Raw genomic sequence first — 15,985 nt, 5'->3', positions numbered from 1 at the left:
AGAACCGATCGAACGCGGTCACGACGTCAGCGCCGACCGAACCCGATCCCCGATCGGTCACACCGCTCGATCGTCCGTGCGACGCGCTCGAACGCCTCGAGTACCGCCGCGTTCGGGCGAACGTCCCGGACGGGTTTTCCGACGCGCCGGGCGTCTTCGATCGACGATCGCTCCGCCAGAACGATCACCGGTGCCTGGAACGTCGCCTCGACGCGGTCTGTGATCCGTTCGCTCTCGGCGCTCGAGCGATTGAGGACGACGGCGGCGACCGGCGTCTCGAGGTCGAGTGCGAGCTTTCGGGTCCGGAACGCGTCGATCAGCGCCGATCGGTCCGGAGTCGTCACGAGGACTGTGAGGTCGGCACAGTGGAGGACGGTGCCGACGTCCCGTGCGAGGCCGGCCGGACAGTCGACGACGACGTGGTCGGACTTGCGTTCGAGTCGACGGACCGCCGGTACCAGTTCGGAGACGTCGGCGGCCCGCGCGCCGACGAGCGTTCGTCCGCACGAGATGACTCGTGTCGACCCGACCGGTTCGACCGCGTCGATCGGATCGACCCGCCCGGCGAGCACCTCGTGGAGTCCCGGTCCGTCGCCCTGTGGGAGGTCCGCCGTCGAGAGGTCGGCGTCGACGGCGACCGCCTCGAGTTCGCGGGCGAGGTTGAGTGCGACCGTCGTCTTGCCGACGCCGCCCTTGCCGCCAGCGACCGCGACGATCATCTGTCGGTGGGGGTGCCGACGGTCCGTCGAGACGGCGCGTGATCCTCGAGATCGGCGAGCACCGCTTCCGGCGCTCGGCGCTCGCCGTCGTCCGGTCGTCTCGCAGTGACGAGTTCGACCGGCTCCGGAATCGGCTCGGCCGGCGTCGCGAACCCGAACCCGCGACGCCGGCCCGGCTCGACGACGCCTTCCCAGCATCCGTCGGTCCACTCCGCCGGCCTGGCTCCGTCTCGCCGTGGCGGCCACGTCGGTCCGTCGAGGCGGCTCGAGAGCCGAATCAGCTGTCTCGTCGTTCGCGTGTTCGTGACGAGGCCCCTGACGAGCGTGACGCCGTCGCGGCGATCCGTCTCCGTCTCCAGTTCGACCATAGCCGGCCTGGCCGCTCGATCCGACTTAAACCCGCGGCTCACGGCACGCTCGAGAGCGATTCTTCGGCCGAACGCGAGCGATCACAGCTCGGTCTCGATGACGTACCCCCACTTCTCGTACCCCTGTTTCTCGTAGAATCGGTGCGTCTCCGTTTTCTCGAGTGGGCAGGCGAGCGTCAGGTGAGTGCGGTCCCGGTCGGCGGCCCACACCTCGAGGTGGGAGACGAGGTCGGCTCCGTGACCCTCGCCACGATGTGGTTCGTCGATCACGAGGTCGTAAAGCCAGGCGTGAGTGGTGTGGTGGAGGACGTCCGTGACGACGACGCTGGCGACGGCGATCAACTCGCCCTCGAAGAAGCCCCCGAACAGCCGGTACTCTTCCTCGCCGGTCCACTCGAGAACGTCCTCCGGCGTCCGGTCGGCTTACAGCTGTCGAAGGATCGGAATCGCCTCGCGGCGCTCGTCCGGTTCCGTCAACTCTCGTACGTTCATATTCCCTTCTCGGACGGTCGCGTAAAAAACCCTCCTCGAGGTCCGGTACCGACCGACATTCGTTCGTCGTGAGACCGGTTCGAGAAATCGGAACCGGAATACTTGGTCCTCGGTGTCGGAGCTTCGAGTGGTGCTAGCAATGAACGCGCTAGATCACTTCCGAGCGGCTGGTGGACCGAACACGCCCCGCCGCGCGTTGCTCGGGGCGCTCGCGGGTGCGGTCGGACTCGCGGGAACGGCCTCGGCACAGGACGACGGTACCGTCCAGACGCGAGGCTGCAGCGATGCGGAATTGACACCAGACGACTGGTCGACCGGCGCGGTAACGGTACGCGCGTGTCCGGGATCGGGCGGTCGCGTGACCGTCGAGGTCAGCGGACAGGTCTCCGACCAGCGGTACGTTTCGAGTCCGATCGGACTTCCCTCGAGTGCAGACGTCTACGTTCCGGGTGGGGAGTCGCGGACCCTGTGGTATTCCGGGACCCTCCGGCACTTCTCGTGCTCGAACGCGGCACTCAACGTCGGCATCGTCAACCGGCAGTGATGGCCACGGGGCCACCGTCTTCGGCGAACGATCGTCGAAAACGCTTTCGGACGACCCACGGTGTGTGTCGGTATGAACGGAATTCGGGCGATCGACGCCCTCGAGATCGTACACCCCGACGACCCCCAGCTCTCCCCGAACGGCGAACGGTTCGCGTTCGTTCGGCGAGAAGCCGAGGACGCCTCGACGACGGCCGCGACGATCCACGTCGTTCCGGTCGGCGGCGACGAGGCGACCCAGTTCACCGCCACGGACGGCGTCGACAGTCGGCCGCGGTGGAGTCCAGACGGCGAGCGGCTAGCGTTTGTCAGTACGCGCGGCGAGAACGACCGCCAGCAGATCTGGCTTCTCCCCACCGACGGCGGCGAAGCGCGACGAGTGACGGCGGTCGTCGGCGGCGTGGACGACCTCGAGTGGAGTCCGGACGGCTCTCGTCTGCTGTTCTCCCAGCGCGTGACGGCAGACGACCGCGAGACTGGCAGGGACCACGCGGTCGATCCCGACTACGAGTTCGAGCCGCCGGACCCCCGCGTGATCGACCGAATGATCTACCGCGCCGACACCGAGTACGCCGACGGCCGGCGCCGCCACGTCTACATCCTCGACGTCGAGCGGGCGCTCGAGGCCGAGCGCAGTTCGACCGGCGTGGGAACGGTCCGTGACGACGGAGACGGAACCGGCGAGGACGCCGATAGCGACGGGGACGACAGTAACGGTGACGGCGCGATCACCCGTCTGACCGACGGCGACGCCGATTACGTCCTCCCTACCTGGGGGGACGACCGGACGGTCTACTACGCGAGCAAGGTCGGCGAACGGCCGGACGACTCGTTGACGTACGAACTCGCCGAACACGACGTCGAGCGCGACGAAACGGACGCGTTCACCCGGACGACCGGCTGGCTCTCGGGCCTCGAGGCGACGACCGACGGTCTGGTCGCCTTCGAGTACACCCCCGAAGAGCGGGCGTCGATGCGCCAGACGGAGATCCGCGTTCACGACCGCGAGAGTGGGACGGAGACGACGCCGACCGAGCCGCTAGATCGGACGGTCGGCCACCGCTGTCGGTTTGAGTGGGCTCCCGACGGGGAGACCCTCTACTTCACGACGCCCGATACGGGTTCGCGGGTGTTGTGGTCGGTGCCAGGAGACGCGAGCGAGAAACCGACCCGGATCTACGGCGAGGGCGTCACCGTCGAGGACTTTTCGGTCGGCCGCGACGCCGTCGCGGTCGTCCAGAGCGAGTGGGACCACCCCGGCGACGTCTTCGTGACGACTCGCCGCGGCGCCGAGACCCACCGACTGACTCGAGTGAACGGTGACTACCTCGACGGCCGGGCGGTTCGTCGACCCGAGGGGGTGTGGTTCGACGTCGGCGACGAGGGTGGCGAGGAGTCGACTGCTCTCGAGAGTAGTGAACGAGACGGCGACGGGACCCGACGCGAGGAGGACGACAACCGGGTTCAGGGGTGGATCCTCACGCCGCCGTCGTTCGACGCCGACGCCTCGCCCGGCGAGACGTACCCGTTGGTCGTCGAGATCCACGGCGGGCCCCACGCCCAGTGGACGACGGCGGGGACGATGTGGCACGAGTTCCAGACGCTCGCCGCGCGGGGGTACGTCGTCTTCTGGTGTAACCCACGGGGATCGACGGGCTACGGTGAGGCCCACGCGACCGCGATCGACCGCGACTGGGGTCGGGTCACCCTGGCGGACGTCCTCGCTGGCGTCGAGACCGTTTGCGAGCGGGAGTACGTCGACGACTCCGAGGTGTTCGTCACCGGCGGTAGCTTCGGCGGGTTCATGACCGCGTGGGCGGTCGGCCACACCGACCGCTTCCGAGCCGCGGCCGCCCAGCGTGGCGTCTACGATCTCACGGGCTTTTACGGCTCGACGGACGCGTTCCACCTCCTCGAGGGTGATTTCGATACGACCCCCTGGGAGGAACCCGAATTCCTCTGGGAGCAATCGCCGGTGTCGAACGTCCCCGACGTGGAGACGCCGACGCTCGTGATGCACTCGGATCGGGACTACCGGACGCCCGCGAACACCGCGGAACTGTTCTACCTCGGCTTGCAGAAACACGGCGTCGACACCCGGCTCGTCCGCTATCCGCGGGAGGGCCACGAACTCTCCCGATCGGGTGAACCGGCACACCTCGTCGACCGGATCGAGCGGATCGTCCGCTGGTTCGACGGCTACTCCGAGCACCACGACACGGCGCCCGCACTCGAGTGCGACCGAGACGACGGCCTCTCGAACCTCTCGGATGGGAGTTCGTCGAGCGGCGATCTGTCCTGAAACACGCTCGAGGCCGTCGATCAGTTGCAATCAGTGATCGACGGGACAACCACTACGGCTCTCGAGGACGAACCGAGGGTATGGACAAGAACGTCGGCGGGCCAGCGCGATTGCTTCGGTTCGTCATCGGTGTAACGTTGCTCGCGTTCGGATACCGAAACCGGGATCGGACGATCGGAACCATCGCGTTTCTCTGCGGGAGTGACCTCTTCGCGACGGCGGTCATCCAGCGGTGCCCGGTCAATGCGGTGTTCGGAATCGACACCTGCGGAACCGACTGATGCGGACGACTGTACGTCAGTAACGGTGCAATCACAGGACTGCTCGACTGCTCGCGGTTGCACCGGGAAATCGGGACAGCTGACCGTACGATCGTCCCTCGAGCACAGGTGGCAAGTAATGTCTCGGCCAGCTCTGCTTCACGGAGGATCTCCCGACCGGCTCCGGTTTGCGGGCTTTGATTACGACCCGCGTTCAACGGCAGACGATGACGGACGTACTGATCCCTGGCGGCCGAGACGTCCGCGCCACGCTCGAGGAACCGGTGACCGACACCGAGGCGATCGTCGTCGCCTGTCCGCCACATCCCGAACACGGCGGGTCGCGAAGCGACGGCCGACTCGTCGCAATCGGCGACACCCTTCGTGAGTCGGGGATCGCCTGTCTCCGATTCGACTACGGGGCCTGGGACGACGGCTACGGCGAGCGCGAGGATGTCCGAAACGCCGTCCGGTGGGCCGCCGACCGGTACGACCAGGTCGGCGTCTTCGGCTACAGCTTCGGCGCGACGCAAGCCTTGCTCGCGTCCACCGACGTCGACGCCGTGGACGCGGTTTCGGCGCTCGCACCGGCTGCCCGGCTCGCGGACGACCTCGAGGCGGTTCCCGCACTCGAGTCGCTTTCGATCCCGGTCCAGATCCTCTACGGCGAGCGGGATACGACGGTGGAGTGGGAACCCGTCGTCGAGCGGGCGACGGACCGGACCGACGAGGTGACGGCGATCCCGGCCGATCACTTCTTCGTCGGTCAGCGCCAATCGATCGCCGCCGACGTACGCGCGTTCTTCGAGCGCACGATGCTCGAGTGATGTCTGATACGGATTCCTGTACCGATTTACCGGCGGTGAGTCGAACCGTGTGAGACGAGTCTCGGTGGAGGAGTGTAGCGAGTCCACCGTTGCAACCGCCGCCCGGGTCGCGGTTGCGCCGGAAATGACGTACAGTAAACCGTATGAGAGGATCTGTAGAGGGCATACCGGTGTGACTGCTCTCGCCTCGTGGTCTCCTCCAGTAACCTGTCGCGGCAATCCGTCCGTACTCTGAGGACACAACAAACACCACGGGATATAAAATTATATACTATTTGAATAAAATAGCTGAGACATGGAAAAACATCCAACACCGCGGATGGGAACCAACGGAGACGTAATCGGGCCCAGAATGCTCGCGTTCATCATCGACAGCATCATCATGACGCTCCTGGCGGTAGCTCTCCCGGTCATCGGATTCGCGATCCACGACGTGGTCGGACTGGTGCTGGCGCTCGTCGCGGTGATCGCCGTGATCGTCTACGGGTTGTTGCTCGAGGGGTTGTACGGGTATACACCCGGAAAGTATCTGATGGGGCTCGTCGTCGTCAAATCGGACGGCTCAGACTGTACGATCGGTGCGTCAGTCCTGCGAAACCTGGCGCTGATCGTCGACAACCTGCCGTTTATGTACATCGCCGGCATCGTGCTGATCTTCGTCACTGACGAGAACCAGCGCGTCGGCGACCTGGTTGCGGATACGGTCGTCGTCAAACAGCGGTAACGTCCGGAGACGCGTCTTCCGACGCGCGTCGACCGCGCTTCGAGTCGGTTCTTACTCTTCGTCGTCCTCGTGTTCGTCGAGGAACTCGTCTGCCTGTTCTAAGATCTCGCGGGGGCCGTCCTGGGTAACGGTGTTCACTGCCTGTTCGTAATCGCGCCACTGCAGGTCGCGATGTTCGTTCGAGAGTTCCGCACTCGCCTCGAACGACTTCGCGATGAAGAGGTGAACGGTCTTGTGAATCGTCGTGCCGTTCGCCTCGAACACGTAGTCGTAGTCCTCGCGAAAGCCGTCGAGGAGCCGGAACTCCTCGATGCCTGCCTCTTCCTTTACCTCGCGGATAGCCGTCTGTTGTAGCTCTTCGCCTCCTTCGACACCGCCCTTCGGAAACTCCCAGTCGCCCGGGCGGCTCTTGAGTAGAAGATACTCGCGCCGGCCCCGCGTGTCGCGGAAGAGGATCGCGCCTGCGCTCGTAGCTTCGACTGCCATTGACAAGACTAATAGACACGACGTTAAGAGAATATCGGACCGTTCGTCGTTCGGATACACCAGTGGTCGAAGATTGACACGACGGACCCGATCACAGCAGATTTTTACGCGCCGGCCGTGGACGATTCGACACCGTAACCATGACCTTCGTCACCCGTCTCACGCTTCAAAGCGGCGATCGCGCGGCACTTGACGGCATCGTCGACGACATCAAATCGACCGCGGAACGAAAGGGTGCAGCGCTGAAAGGACCCCACTCACACCCCCCCGAGACGCGGTCGGTTCCCCAGCACAGCCGTCTTCACGCCGACGACGACCGGCGCTTTTCCGCCTGGGAGTATACGATCTTCACCCGCGAACTCGAGATCCACGGCCACGACAACCTCGCGCGGAACATCGCCTCACAGAACTTTCCGGATTCGGTACACATCGAGGCCGAAGTCGAACAGATCCACGGCGCGGGTCGCGGAAACTGAGCGACGCTCGCAGACGCGACACTTCGAGGGCCGCCGCCATGGTTTCTCGAGACGACGGCATTTATGCCCCAAGCATTCGTTGGGTCCGCTATGACCGCAGACGACCTCGTCTCGCTTCGGCGAGACCTCCACCGGAAGCCCGAACCCGCCTGGCGGGAGTTCTACACGACGGCGCGGATCGTCGAGGAACTCGAGTCCAGAGTCGACCTCGACGAACTCCACGTCGGTCCAGACGCCATCGCGGGCGATCACCGACTCGCCGTTCCGGACGACGCCGAACTCACCGCGTGGTACGAACGGGCCCGTGCGGCCGGCACGGACGGGGCAATCCTCGAGCGCCTCGAGGGCGGCTACACGGGCGCGGTCGCCGTCCTCGAGAAGGGAGATGGGCCGACCGTCGGACTGCGCGTCGACATCGACGGCCTCCCGCGCGAGGAGTCCGACGACGCCGACCACCTGCCGGCCGCCGAGGGGTTCCGCTCGGAGAACGACGGTGCGATGCACGCCTGTGGCCACGACGCTCACGCGACGATCGGCATCGGCGTGATAGAGCGGATCGCCGAAAGTGAGTTTTCGGGCACGCTGAAGGTGTTCTTCCAGCCCGCTGAGGAAGTCATCGGCGGCGGCAAATCGATGGCCAAAAGTGAGCACGTCGAGGACGTCGACGCCCTGCTCGCGGTCCACATCGGACTCGACCATCCAACCGGCGAGGTCGTCGCGGGTGTCGACGGCTTTCTCGCCGTCTCGCACCTCGAGGCGACGTTCACCGGCGAACCGGCACACGCCGGCGGCCACCCCGAGCGGGGGCGAAACGCCGTCCAGGCGATGGCGACGGCCGTCCAGAACCTGTACGGCATCCCCAGACACAGCGACGGTGCGACCCGGATCAACGCCGGCGTCGTCGAGGGTGGGAGCGCGGCGAACATCGTCCCAGAGGAGGCCCGGATCGTCGCCGAAGTCCGTGGCGAGACGACCGAGTTGATGGAGTACGTGCGATCGAACGCCCGCCAGGTCCTCCGGAGCGCCGCGGAGATGCACGGCTGTGACCTCGAGATCGATCTCGGAGCCGAAGCGCCGAGCGCGACGAGCGACGAGGAACTCGTCTCGATCGTCGCCGACGTCGCGGCGGGGATCAACGGCGTCGACTCCGTCCTCGAGCGCGACGAACTCGGCGGCAGCGAGGACGCGACGTTCCTGATGTGCGAGGTGCAACAAAACGGCGGCGCAGCCGCTTACGTCGGCGTCGGCACCGACCACCCCGGCGGCCACCACACCTCGACGTTCGACGTCGACGAACCGAGTATCGGCCACGGGATCGACGTCCTCACCGGTGCGATCGAGCGGATCGGCACCAATCGGACGTAGTTTGGATCCTCGAGTGCCAGCACAGTCTCTCGGTCGCTACCATCGTTCCTCGATCGACAGCGCAGTCTCTCAACCGCTATCCCATCCCCTCGATCGTCAGCATATACCGTCCTCGAGACGAAACATATGGGAGCGATGCGAGCCTATATCGGGACGATGCGAGCCCCCTGTTGGTCCCCCTGCTCGTCGTATCGCCTCCCGCTCCGCCCGGTGGTGATCTACTCGTGACCCGCTCGAGCCGTCTCCGTGTGGGCCTCTGGTTTCGAATGGCTCTCGCGGGGGTACTCTGTCTCGCCCTTCTGGGCGCGGTCGTGGCTGTCGCGCTCGCGCTCGTCGGCGTACCAGTCTACGGCCTCGTGTGGTACACGATTGCGGTGCTCGAAGGGATCGTTCCTACTCCGGTCGCCACCGTCGTCGCGGTCACCGCCGCCGCCGTCTCCCTGTGTTGTATCGAGCTCTCCCTCCGCGCGATCCGGCGGGCTCGAGCCGACGACGCCGTGAGCGTCGGTCCGATCACGCAGGGCGTCGTCGAACTGGCAGCGTACACCCTGTTGCTCTCGTCGCTCGTGATCGCTCTCGCCGCCGCGCCCGTAGTTGGAGCGGTGCTTCCGGCACCAGTCTTCGCCCTGCTGATCGTCCTCGGGTTCTTCTACCTGATCACGATCTCGTACGTCTGGGCCGCCCGCGCGTGGGTTCGATCTCGAACCGACGGGAACAAACTCGACGATCGGAGCGAGACGGGCGACTGGCTCGTCCTCGGCGTCTTCGTCGTCGGCTACCTCTCGTTCGCCATCTCCGAGCTGTTCGCCGCCGTCCTCGTGGTCGCGGTCGTCGGCGTCGGTATCGCCGCGGTCGTCGCCCCCGGTCTGCTGGAGTCCCTCCGTAACCGGCTCGTCGAACTCGCGCCGGAGGCCGACGACGACCGCGAGCGCGACTGGTACGGGCTCGCCGACGAAACACAGCGGTTCGTCGCTCGTCTCGAGGCCGCGCCGGGCCCTCGTCCATCCGCCGTCGCCGTCGGCATCGCTATCGTGGGCCTGACCGGTAGCTACGCTGCGGCGACGGTCCTGGCGACAGGAACGATCGCCGTCGGCCTTGCCGCGGTGTGTGCGCTGGCGTTCGTCGGCGTCCACCTTGGGAACGCCGTCCGCGACGAGTTCGCTGGCGACACCGCCGTCCTCCGTGATCTCGCAGACCGCGTCGACCTCGAGCGCCTCGCCGATGGGTCAGCCGACGACGAACGCGGCGATTTGCAGATGACGATCGCCCGACTCGCCGGCCAGGCCGACCTGCCGGCCCCCGACGTTCGCATCGCCGGGACCGCTGCGCCGGCGGCGCTCTCCGTCGGTTACCGGCCGTCGTCGTCCACGATCGTTCTCAGTCGCGGGCTGTGTGAGTCCCTCGACGACCGGGAACTCGAGGCGGTGCTGGCCCACGAACTCGCCCACGTCGCGAACCGAGACGCGGCGGTGTTGTCGGCGCTCGCAGCCCCGGGCGCGGTCGCACGCGTAGCCAGCAGTCGGTACGGCTTCAATCCGGTCGTCGAACCGTTCGCGTTGCTCGTGGGCGCGGCGAGTCGCCTCGCCGTCGGCGTCGTCGCCCGCGCACGCGAGTACGCCGCCGACGACGGCGCGGTCGCGATCACCGGCGATCCAGCAGGCCTCGCGAGCGCGCTCGAGGCGCTCGATCGTGATCTCGAGCGCCGGCCGCGTGAGGATCTCCGGGCCCGCGAGTTCGCGAGCGCGTTCTCGATCGTTCCGCCGCCGTGGGAGGAACACCGCTTTTTCGACCGAACGCGGCGGTTCGTCTCGCGGACGATCTTCGGCACCCACCCGTCGACGGAGAAACGGATCGACCGGCTGCGGGCTCGACTCTGACGACCCGTTGGCTCGATGTGCCTCTTTCAGAGCGAACACCGAGCCGTCGACGACGCCGACCGATACCCTCCCGAATACTTCGAGAAAATTCAAGTACTAGCTGTCGAATTACTATCGAAATGGTCTGGTTTGCGACGGTCGTCCTCGGATTCGCTGCCACGATCGCCGGCTACAGCGGTCTCAGATACGTCGGCCGACTCGAGACGACGATTCTCGAGGCCAGCGAGCGCTGTGACCGCGCCTGGGCGAACGTCGAGGTTCTGCTCGAGCGACGCCACGACGAGGTCGGGGCGCTGATCGACCTCGCGGTCGAGCACGTCGAACACGAACGGGACGTTCTCCAAGAGCTACTCGACGCCCGCGAGCGGGCGATCGAGGCCCAGCAACCGGCCGAGGCCGCGGCGGCGAGCGTCGAGATCCGGGAGGCGATCGACGACCTCTACGCAGTCGCCGACGACGTGCCCGCGCTGCAGTCGGCCGACCGTTTCGACGACGTCCGGGACAGCCTCACGACGATCGAAGGGCGTCTGGAGAGCCGTCGCGAGTACTACAACGAGGCCGTCGCGGCCTACAACGTCCGGATCCAGCGGTTTCCCGAACGACTCGTCGCGACCAGACACGGACTCGAGCGCCGCGAGCCGTTTCGTGCCTCGGCAACCGCTCACGAGGGAATCGATGTTCGCGATCGGTTCGGCGGGATTGGCGGGGGTTCGGACGCCAGCGACTCCGACGGGAGTTCGAATGTCGGCGGCTCGAGCGAGGACGGGGGCGACGATCCGCCGGGCGATGACGGGGACGACGATCCGCCGGGAACGGGATCGAGCGGTGATGGAGGCGACGAACGAAACGGAACCGCTGGCTTCGGGGCCGCCCCTGAGTGAGGTCGACGCGTGATCCTCGCCGTCTTTCTCTACGCGGCCATCCTCATCGCGTCTGCTTCCGGGATCGTGGTCGGCGTGGTGACCGTCGCGAAGGGGTTCGCCCGCTACCGCCAGGCGGTGACGATCACCGACACGCCGCTGTCTTCGCCCGATGCCGTCGCCGTCGGGCCGGCGGCCGTCTCCGGAACGGTTTCGACCGGCTCGCCACTTGCGGTGCCGGTCATCGGCGGCGATTGCGTCGCCTACGACCTGTCCGTTCGAGACTCGGGGTACGGCTCGAGCCGCCGGCCGCTTTCCGAGCGGCGAGCCGCGTCGTTTTCCCTCGAGACGGAATCGGGACGGATCGAGGTCTCGCCGGAGGCCCTCGAGGCCGCCGAGTTCGACCTCTCCGAGGAGCGACGAGCGGAGCGAACCGTCGAGAGCTACGAGAACCCGCCGGAGCAGGTCGTCTCGTTCGAGCGAACGCGGACCCTCCCGGAACGAGGGATGCAGTACGACCGAACGTTCGACCTCGCGTGGATCGAACCGGGAGACGAGCTCTACGCGTTCGGCCGCGTCGACGCGAACACCGGTCTCGAGACGGACGGCGGGACGGCCGGTTCGAAGGGAACGATCCTCCGCGACGGCGACGTCACGCCGTTTTTCTCCGATAAACCGCCGGCGAAGCTCCTTCGGGAACGCCGATTCACGCTCGCGTGGTCGGTCTGTAAGGGTCTCGTAGTCGCGACCGTCTCACTCGTCGTCTTCTTCTGGCTCTCCGGGATCGCGCCGCTATTTTTGTTGTAGTGGCGGCGACTCGAGTCGAAACTAATCAACGTCTCACATCGCAAATAGTCGGCGTATCACATCAGACTGGTCAGCGTCTCCGCGTTTCGGGCGACTGCGAGCCGCGAAGGAGTCCCTCGTACGCCCCGGCAACCATCGAGCGAACGAGCAACTGGCCGTAGAATCCCAGCCCGATGGCGACGACGATCATCCCCCAGACGATTGCCGCCCCCGGGCTGGTCCCCAGCACTCGCGCGTAGAGGCTGAGTTCCGCGTACAGGGTCAGAACTGCGAGCAGGACGAACAGGGCGGCAAACGTCCAGAACCGGACGATCCGGTAGCCGCCGTGGAGTACCCGTCGCGTCTCCGGCGGGAGCGTCGACTCCCACGCCGCGAATCGGGACACGCCGCGTGCGAACGGTGACAGCGCCATGGCGACGAATCCGATCGGAACGAGCGGGAGCGTCCGAAGCGAAAGTTCGAGCCCCGAGTCGTCGGTTCGCGAGCCTGCGGCGCTCGCGTCGTTCGACTCTTCGACATCTGCGTCGAAATTCTCCGCGAGCACCGGTGAGTCGCCGACGATCCACAGCGGCGGGGCAGGTGCGGTCTCCGGGTTGGTCAGCCGCGCTCGACACTCCGAACAGAACTCCGAGTCCGTCTCGTCGAGCGCGCCCAGAAACGACGCACGCTCGAGCACGCAGCCCCCGTGCGTGGTATCGAGTCCGAGCAGCCGTCCCATCTGTTTGCGCACCTGCTTTTCGATGCGCTCGGCGAACAGATTCTCGCTCTCCTCGAAGCAGTAAGTCGAGATGATCGCACACGGACCGCCGACCAACCCCAGCCCGAACAGCCGCTCTTGGCGCTCGTGACGAATGCCGACGGCCGTCAGTCCGATCGCGAGATCGGCCTCGCTTGCGTCGTCGATCGCATCGAGAAGCGCTTCGCTCTCGAAGAGGTCGTCGTCGGTGTGCGGCGACGGCTCGGAATCGAACACGCGGTCCGGATCCGGACCACGGCGACGTCTGGCGACGATTCCGAACGTCCCCTCGAGCGTCTGGCGGGCGGTCGAGATCGTCGTTCCAGAGACGTCGCCGAGAGTAACGATGTCCACGGTCGGTCGGCGTTCGGGTGGAAAGATCGGCATCGCTAGCTCGAGGACACGAGGTCAGTACTTCGGGTCCGCCCCGGTCGTCTCGTAGACGGCGTCCATCAACTCGTCGCGTCGGTCCTGCCAGGCGGCGAGGCCGTCCGGACTCGAGGGATAGTTCTCGTAGTGTGCGAGGAGGTCGTCGGCACAGCGTTTCGTCTGGTAGAGGTTCCAGATCGTTCCCCAGTGGCCGCGGCTCTTGAGCAGCGCCTCGAGTTTGAGCTTCGTTCCGATGTCCGTACTCCCCGAGTAGAGCGCTTCTGCAAGCTTTTCGCCGGGCATCGCGGCGAGCAGCCCCATCAGATCGTCGACGTCGATCGCCGTCGAAAGGATGTTGTAGACGTCGAGCGCGGCGTACCGTGCCCCGAAGTGGTCCATCACGTGCTCGTTGTACGCCCAGAGCGTCTCCTCGCTCGGATCGCCGGTCTCGAGGGCTTCGACGATCCGATCGGCGGCGTACTTGCCGGCGTAGGCCGCGCCGGCGATGCCGCCGCCGGTCGTCGGGTTGACGTGTCCCGCGGCGTCGCCGACGGCGACGTAGCCGGGGTGGACCGCGGAGTCGTACGGCCGGCGGGTGGGCAACGCCGCGCCGAGTTTGTCTTCGACGTCCGCGCCCCGGAACTCCGTCCGGTCCTCGAGGTCGCGTTTGAGATCCTCGACGAGTTGCATCGGCTCCTCGGTCATCTGGAAGCCCAGTCCGGCGTTGATCTCGGTCTCTGTGCGGGGGAAGTACCAGAGGTAACCCGCCGCGCGCTCGGTCGGCTTGAAGACGAGGGCGTCGGACCACTCGACCGGCTCCTCGACGTGGACGATCTCGCGATAGGCAGAACAGAAGTGCGAGTAGTCGACGTTCGTATCGAACGTCGAGTCGCCGAAGTCGACCTCGTCTTGCAGAACTGAAAGCGAGCCCGCGGCGTCGACGACGACGTCGGCCTCGTAGGTCAACGGCTCTCCCTTCCGGATCGCCTCGACGCCGGTGACGCGGCCGTCCTCGGCCTGGCGGACGGCCGTGACGACGGTGTCGTAGTGGAATTCGGCACCGACATCCGCCGCGCCCTCGATGATCCGCTTCCCGTACTCCCAGCGGTCGATAACCGCCAACTCGCCGGGAACCGGAATCTCGAGGACCGTATCCTCCTGGGGGATCTCGAAGCGGCCGTGGTCGACGTCCGTGTTCGTAAACGCGGGTTCGATCTGCGACTTCGGAATTGACTCCGGAAACGCGTCCGCACCCTTCAGGGCGTCCCCGCAGGCGATGTGGCCCGCTTCCTCCTCGGATTTCCGCTCGAGGACGACGACGTCGTACCCTTCCCGTGCGACGGTCGCCGCGGCGTAACAGCCGGCGGTTCCGGCACCGACGACGACCGCGTCGGGCGATCGCGTTCCACTCGAGGCGGCCGCGCCCGACTGCTCCTGTGTACTCATACCCACACTGTCGACACCCCGGTAAGAAAACGTTTTATGGTCGTTCTTGTCGCTCGAGCGAGCGGATCCGTCGACTACGCGGCCGCCTTCCCCTCGGGTATCGTCACGACTCGTCCTCGAGTATCACTCGTCGGTTTCCGGTGGAACGAGCCGAACCACCGGCGCGTCACTGTCGTCGACCGCGACGTAGAGTGACTCTGTATCGGGGGCGACCGCGACGTCACGGATCCGCCACCCGCGGTCGGCGAGGAGCGCCTCGAGTTCCTCGACGTCCGTGCCGTCGACGGCAAAGCGGCCGAGGTACTCGCCGGCGAGGTTGCCGACGAACAGGTCGCCCTGCCAGTCGGGGAACGCGTCACCGTCGTAAACGGTTGCGCCGGCGGGTGGAAACCCACCCGTGTTGCACTCCCAGTAGTAGACCGGGTCGATCACGTCCTCGCGCTCGCGGGGGTCGTCGCCGACCGGTTCGTCCGTCCCGTACTCGCAGTCGTAGCCCGCGACGGGCCAGCCGTAGTTGCCGCCCGCCTCGAGGACGTTGATCTCGTCGCCGTCCTCCTCGCCGTGTTCGCTCTGCCAGATCTCGCCCGTCTCGGGATGGACCGTCATCCCCTGGACGTTCCGGTGGCCGTAGCTGAAGACCGCGTCTCCGCCCTCGTCGTCGACGAACGGGTTCTCCTCGGGGATCGAGCCGTCGGCCTCGAGCCGAAGCGTGGTTCCGAGGTCATTCGTCGGGTCCTGGGAGACGTGATCCGGGCCGAACTCGTCGAACTGGCGGTCGCCGACGGTGACGTAGAGCCTGTCTTCTGGGCCGAAGACGACCCGGGAGCCGTAGTGGGCGTTCGACCCGACGAACGGCTCGGCCGCGTACAGTACCTCGAACTCCTCGAGGGTGGCTGCCTCTGGCTCGAGTCGTCCCCGACCGAGGTGGGTCGTCGACTCGTCGCCGTCGGCGTCGGTCGTCGCGGCGTAGGTCAGGTAGAGCCACCGTTCGTCCGGAAACTCGGGATGGAGAGCGACGTCGAGCAGGCCGCCCTGTCCGGCGTCGTGGACCGCTGGCGTCCCGTCGATTTCCTCGCGCGAGCCGTCCTCGCGGTCCACGAGCGAGAGCCGCCCCTCGAGTTCGGTGACGAGCAGCCGGGGGTCCTCCGGGAGGAACGCGAGCCCCCAGGGCTGGTTCAGCCCCTCGGTAACGGTCTCGACGTCGAACTCGTCGGACTCCGACGGGCCGCGAAGGGAGCCGACGCAGCCGGCGGTCGCGAGTGCGCCGACCGCGACGCCACTTCGCAGAAGCGTTCGACGCGTCGGACCGCGGTCGGAACCGGTCACCG

The 15,985-nt window shown here is 66.5% G+C and carries 16 protein-coding genes and 1 pseudogene; 10 read left to right on the top strand and 7 right to left on the bottom strand.

The features are described from left to right. Positions 1-26: 26 nt before the first annotated feature. From GRS80_RS17215 to GRS80_RS17205, 3 genes and pseudogenes are all read right to left on the bottom strand, one after another. A complete protein-coding gene (locus GRS80_RS17215) occupies positions 27-719 on the bottom strand; it encodes a P-loop NTPase (RefSeq protein WP_160048628.1) in 693 nt (230 codons plus the stop codon). Further along, positions 716-1,087, bottom strand: a complete 372-nt coding sequence (locus tag GRS80_RS17210) for a hypothetical protein (RefSeq protein ID WP_160048627.1) — start codon at positions 1,085-1,087, stop codon at positions 716-718. Before GRS80_RS17210 ends, GRS80_RS17215 begins: the two co-directional genes overlap by 4 nt. 81 nt (positions 1,088-1,168) lie before the next feature. Further along, a pseudogene (locus tag GRS80_RS17205) lies at positions 1,169-1,483 on the bottom strand (GNAT family N-acetyltransferase); the annotation flags it as partial. A 235-nt stretch (positions 1,484-1,718) separates the two neighbouring features. Between GRS80_RS17205 and GRS80_RS17200 the strand changes: the two are divergent. From GRS80_RS17200 to GRS80_RS17180, 5 genes are all read left to right on the top strand, one after another. Continuing rightward, positions 1,719-2,123 (top strand): hypothetical protein, encoded by a 405-nt coding sequence (locus tag GRS80_RS17200; RefSeq protein WP_160048626.1) that lies wholly within the window; start codon positions 1,719-1,721, stop codon positions 2,121-2,123. Between the two features lie 72 nt (positions 2,124-2,195). Then, positions 2,196-4,424: a S9 family peptidase gene (locus tag GRS80_RS17195; RefSeq protein WP_160048625.1), complete on the top strand. Its 2,229-nt coding sequence runs from the start codon at positions 2,196-2,198 to the stop codon at positions 4,422-4,424. A gap of 80 nt (positions 4,425-4,504) precedes the next feature. Beyond that, positions 4,505-4,705, top strand: coding sequence for a DUF2892 domain-containing protein (locus GRS80_RS17190; protein ID WP_160048624.1), 201 nt, complete (start codon positions 4,505-4,507; stop codon positions 4,703-4,705). A 206-nt stretch (positions 4,706-4,911) separates the two neighbouring features. Continuing rightward, entirely contained in the window at positions 4,912-5,511 is a 600-nt protein-coding gene (locus tag GRS80_RS17185) for a CocE/NonD family hydrolase (protein ID WP_160048623.1), read from the top strand. 295 nt (positions 5,512-5,806) lie between these two features. Beyond that, positions 5,807-6,235 (top strand): RDD family protein, encoded by a 429-nt coding sequence (locus tag GRS80_RS17180; RefSeq protein WP_149080200.1) that lies wholly within the window; start codon positions 5,807-5,809, stop codon positions 6,233-6,235. Between the two features lie 51 nt (positions 6,236-6,286). Here GRS80_RS17180 and GRS80_RS17175 read toward each other — a convergent pair whose 3' ends face one another. Beyond that, positions 6,287-6,721 (bottom strand): bis(5'-nucleosyl)-tetraphosphatase, encoded by a 435-nt coding sequence (locus GRS80_RS17175; RefSeq protein ID WP_160048622.1) that lies wholly within the window; start codon positions 6,719-6,721, stop codon positions 6,287-6,289. A 140-nt stretch (positions 6,722-6,861) separates the two neighbouring features. Between GRS80_RS17175 and GRS80_RS17170 the strand changes: the two genes are divergently transcribed. The 5 genes from GRS80_RS17170 to GRS80_RS17150 all read left to right on the top strand — a co-directional run bounded on the left by GRS80_RS17170 (position 6,862) and on the right by GRS80_RS17150 (position 12,106). Beyond that, positions 6,862-7,197, top strand: a complete 336-nt coding sequence (locus GRS80_RS17170) for an uS10/mL48 family ribosomal protein (protein ID WP_160048621.1) — start codon at positions 6,862-6,864, stop codon at positions 7,195-7,197. Between the two features lie 90 nt (positions 7,198-7,287). Beyond that, a complete protein-coding gene (locus GRS80_RS17165) occupies positions 7,288-8,562 on the top strand; it encodes an amidohydrolase (RefSeq protein WP_160048620.1) in 1,275 nt (424 codons plus the stop codon). Between the two features lie 224 nt (positions 8,563-8,786). After that, on the top strand, positions 8,787-10,439 hold the full coding sequence (locus GRS80_RS17160) for a M48 family metalloprotease (RefSeq protein WP_343161628.1): 1,653 nt from the start codon (positions 8,787-8,789) through the stop codon (positions 10,437-10,439). A 119-nt stretch (positions 10,440-10,558) separates the two neighbouring features. Continuing rightward, complete coding sequence (locus GRS80_RS17155; protein WP_160048619.1) at positions 10,559-11,320, top strand: LemA family protein; 762 nt, start codon at positions 10,559-10,561, stop codon at positions 11,318-11,320. Positions 11,321-11,329: 9 nt separating this feature from the next. Further along, complete coding sequence (locus GRS80_RS17150; protein ID WP_160048618.1) at positions 11,330-12,106, top strand: hypothetical protein; 777 nt, start codon at positions 11,330-11,332, stop codon at positions 12,104-12,106. A 70-nt stretch (positions 12,107-12,176) separates the two neighbouring features. Here GRS80_RS17150 and GRS80_RS17145 read toward each other — a convergent pair whose 3' ends face one another. From GRS80_RS17145 to GRS80_RS17135, 3 genes are all read right to left on the bottom strand, one after another. After that, positions 12,177-13,229 (bottom strand): hypothetical protein, encoded by a 1,053-nt coding sequence (locus GRS80_RS17145; RefSeq protein ID WP_160048617.1) that lies wholly within the window; start codon positions 13,227-13,229, stop codon positions 12,177-12,179. Positions 13,230-13,250: 21 nt separating this feature from the next. After that, positions 13,251-14,657 (bottom strand): geranylgeranyl reductase family protein, encoded by a 1,407-nt coding sequence (locus GRS80_RS17140; protein ID WP_160048616.1) that lies wholly within the window; start codon positions 14,655-14,657, stop codon positions 13,251-13,253. Positions 14,658-14,780: 123 nt separating this feature from the next. Further along, the gene (locus GRS80_RS17135; RefSeq protein ID WP_343161627.1) at positions 14,781-15,983 is read right to left on the bottom strand and encodes a PQQ-dependent sugar dehydrogenase; all 1,203 of its coding nucleotides are present in this window, start codon (positions 15,981-15,983) and stop codon (positions 14,781-14,783) included. Positions 15,984-15,985 lie beyond the last annotated feature (2 nt).

It is taken from the genome of Natrialba sp. INN-245 (genome assembly GCF_009807105.1).
Lineage (GTDB): Archaea > Halobacteriota > Halobacteria > Halobacteriales > Natrialbaceae > Natrarchaeobius > Natrarchaeobius swarupiae.
This window is presented reverse-complemented; position numbering and strand designations above follow the sequence as displayed.

Bases quoted from the DNA above. Each gene is read 5' to 3' on its own strand.
- GRS80_RS17195 (WP_160048625.1), top strand. From the start codon at position 2,196: ATGAACGGAATTCGGGCGATCGACGCCCTCGAGATCGTACACCCCGAC.
- GRS80_RS17140 (WP_160048616.1), bottom strand. From the start codon at position 14,657: ATGAGTACACAGGAGCAGTCGGGCGCGGCCGCCTCGAGTGGAACGCGA.
- GRS80_RS17145 (WP_160048617.1), bottom strand. From the start codon at position 13,229: ATGCCGATCTTTCCACCCGAACGCCGACCGACCGTGGACATCGTTACT.
- GRS80_RS17165 (WP_160048620.1), top strand. From the start codon at position 7,288: ATGACCGCAGACGACCTCGTCTCGCTTCGGCGAGACCTCCACCGGAAG.
- GRS80_RS17170 (WP_160048621.1), top strand. From the start codon at position 6,862: ATGACCTTCGTCACCCGTCTCACGCTTCAAAGCGGCGATCGCGCGGCA.
- GRS80_RS17215 (WP_160048628.1), bottom strand. From the start codon at position 719: ATGATCGTCGCGGTCGCTGGCGGCAAGGGCGGCGTCGGCAAGACGACG.
- GRS80_RS17175 (WP_160048622.1), bottom strand. From the start codon at position 6,721: ATGGCAGTCGAAGCTACGAGCGCAGGCGCGATCCTCTTCCGCGACACG.
- GRS80_RS17155 (WP_160048619.1), top strand. From the start codon at position 10,559: ATGGTCTGGTTTGCGACGGTCGTCCTCGGATTCGCTGCCACGATCGCC.
- GRS80_RS17180 (WP_149080200.1), top strand. From the start codon at position 5,807: ATGGAAAAACATCCAACACCGCGGATGGGAACCAACGGAGACGTAATC.
- GRS80_RS17185 (WP_160048623.1), top strand. From the start codon at position 4,912: ATGACGGACGTACTGATCCCTGGCGGCCGAGACGTCCGCGCCACGCTC.
- GRS80_RS17210 (WP_160048627.1), bottom strand. From the start codon at position 1,087: ATGGTCGAACTGGAGACGGAGACGGATCGCCGCGACGGCGTCACGCTC.
- GRS80_RS17200 (WP_160048626.1), top strand. From the start codon at position 1,719: ATGAACGCGCTAGATCACTTCCGAGCGGCTGGTGGACCGAACACGCCC.
- GRS80_RS17190 (WP_160048624.1), top strand. From the start codon at position 4,505: ATGGACAAGAACGTCGGCGGGCCAGCGCGATTGCTTCGGTTCGTCATC.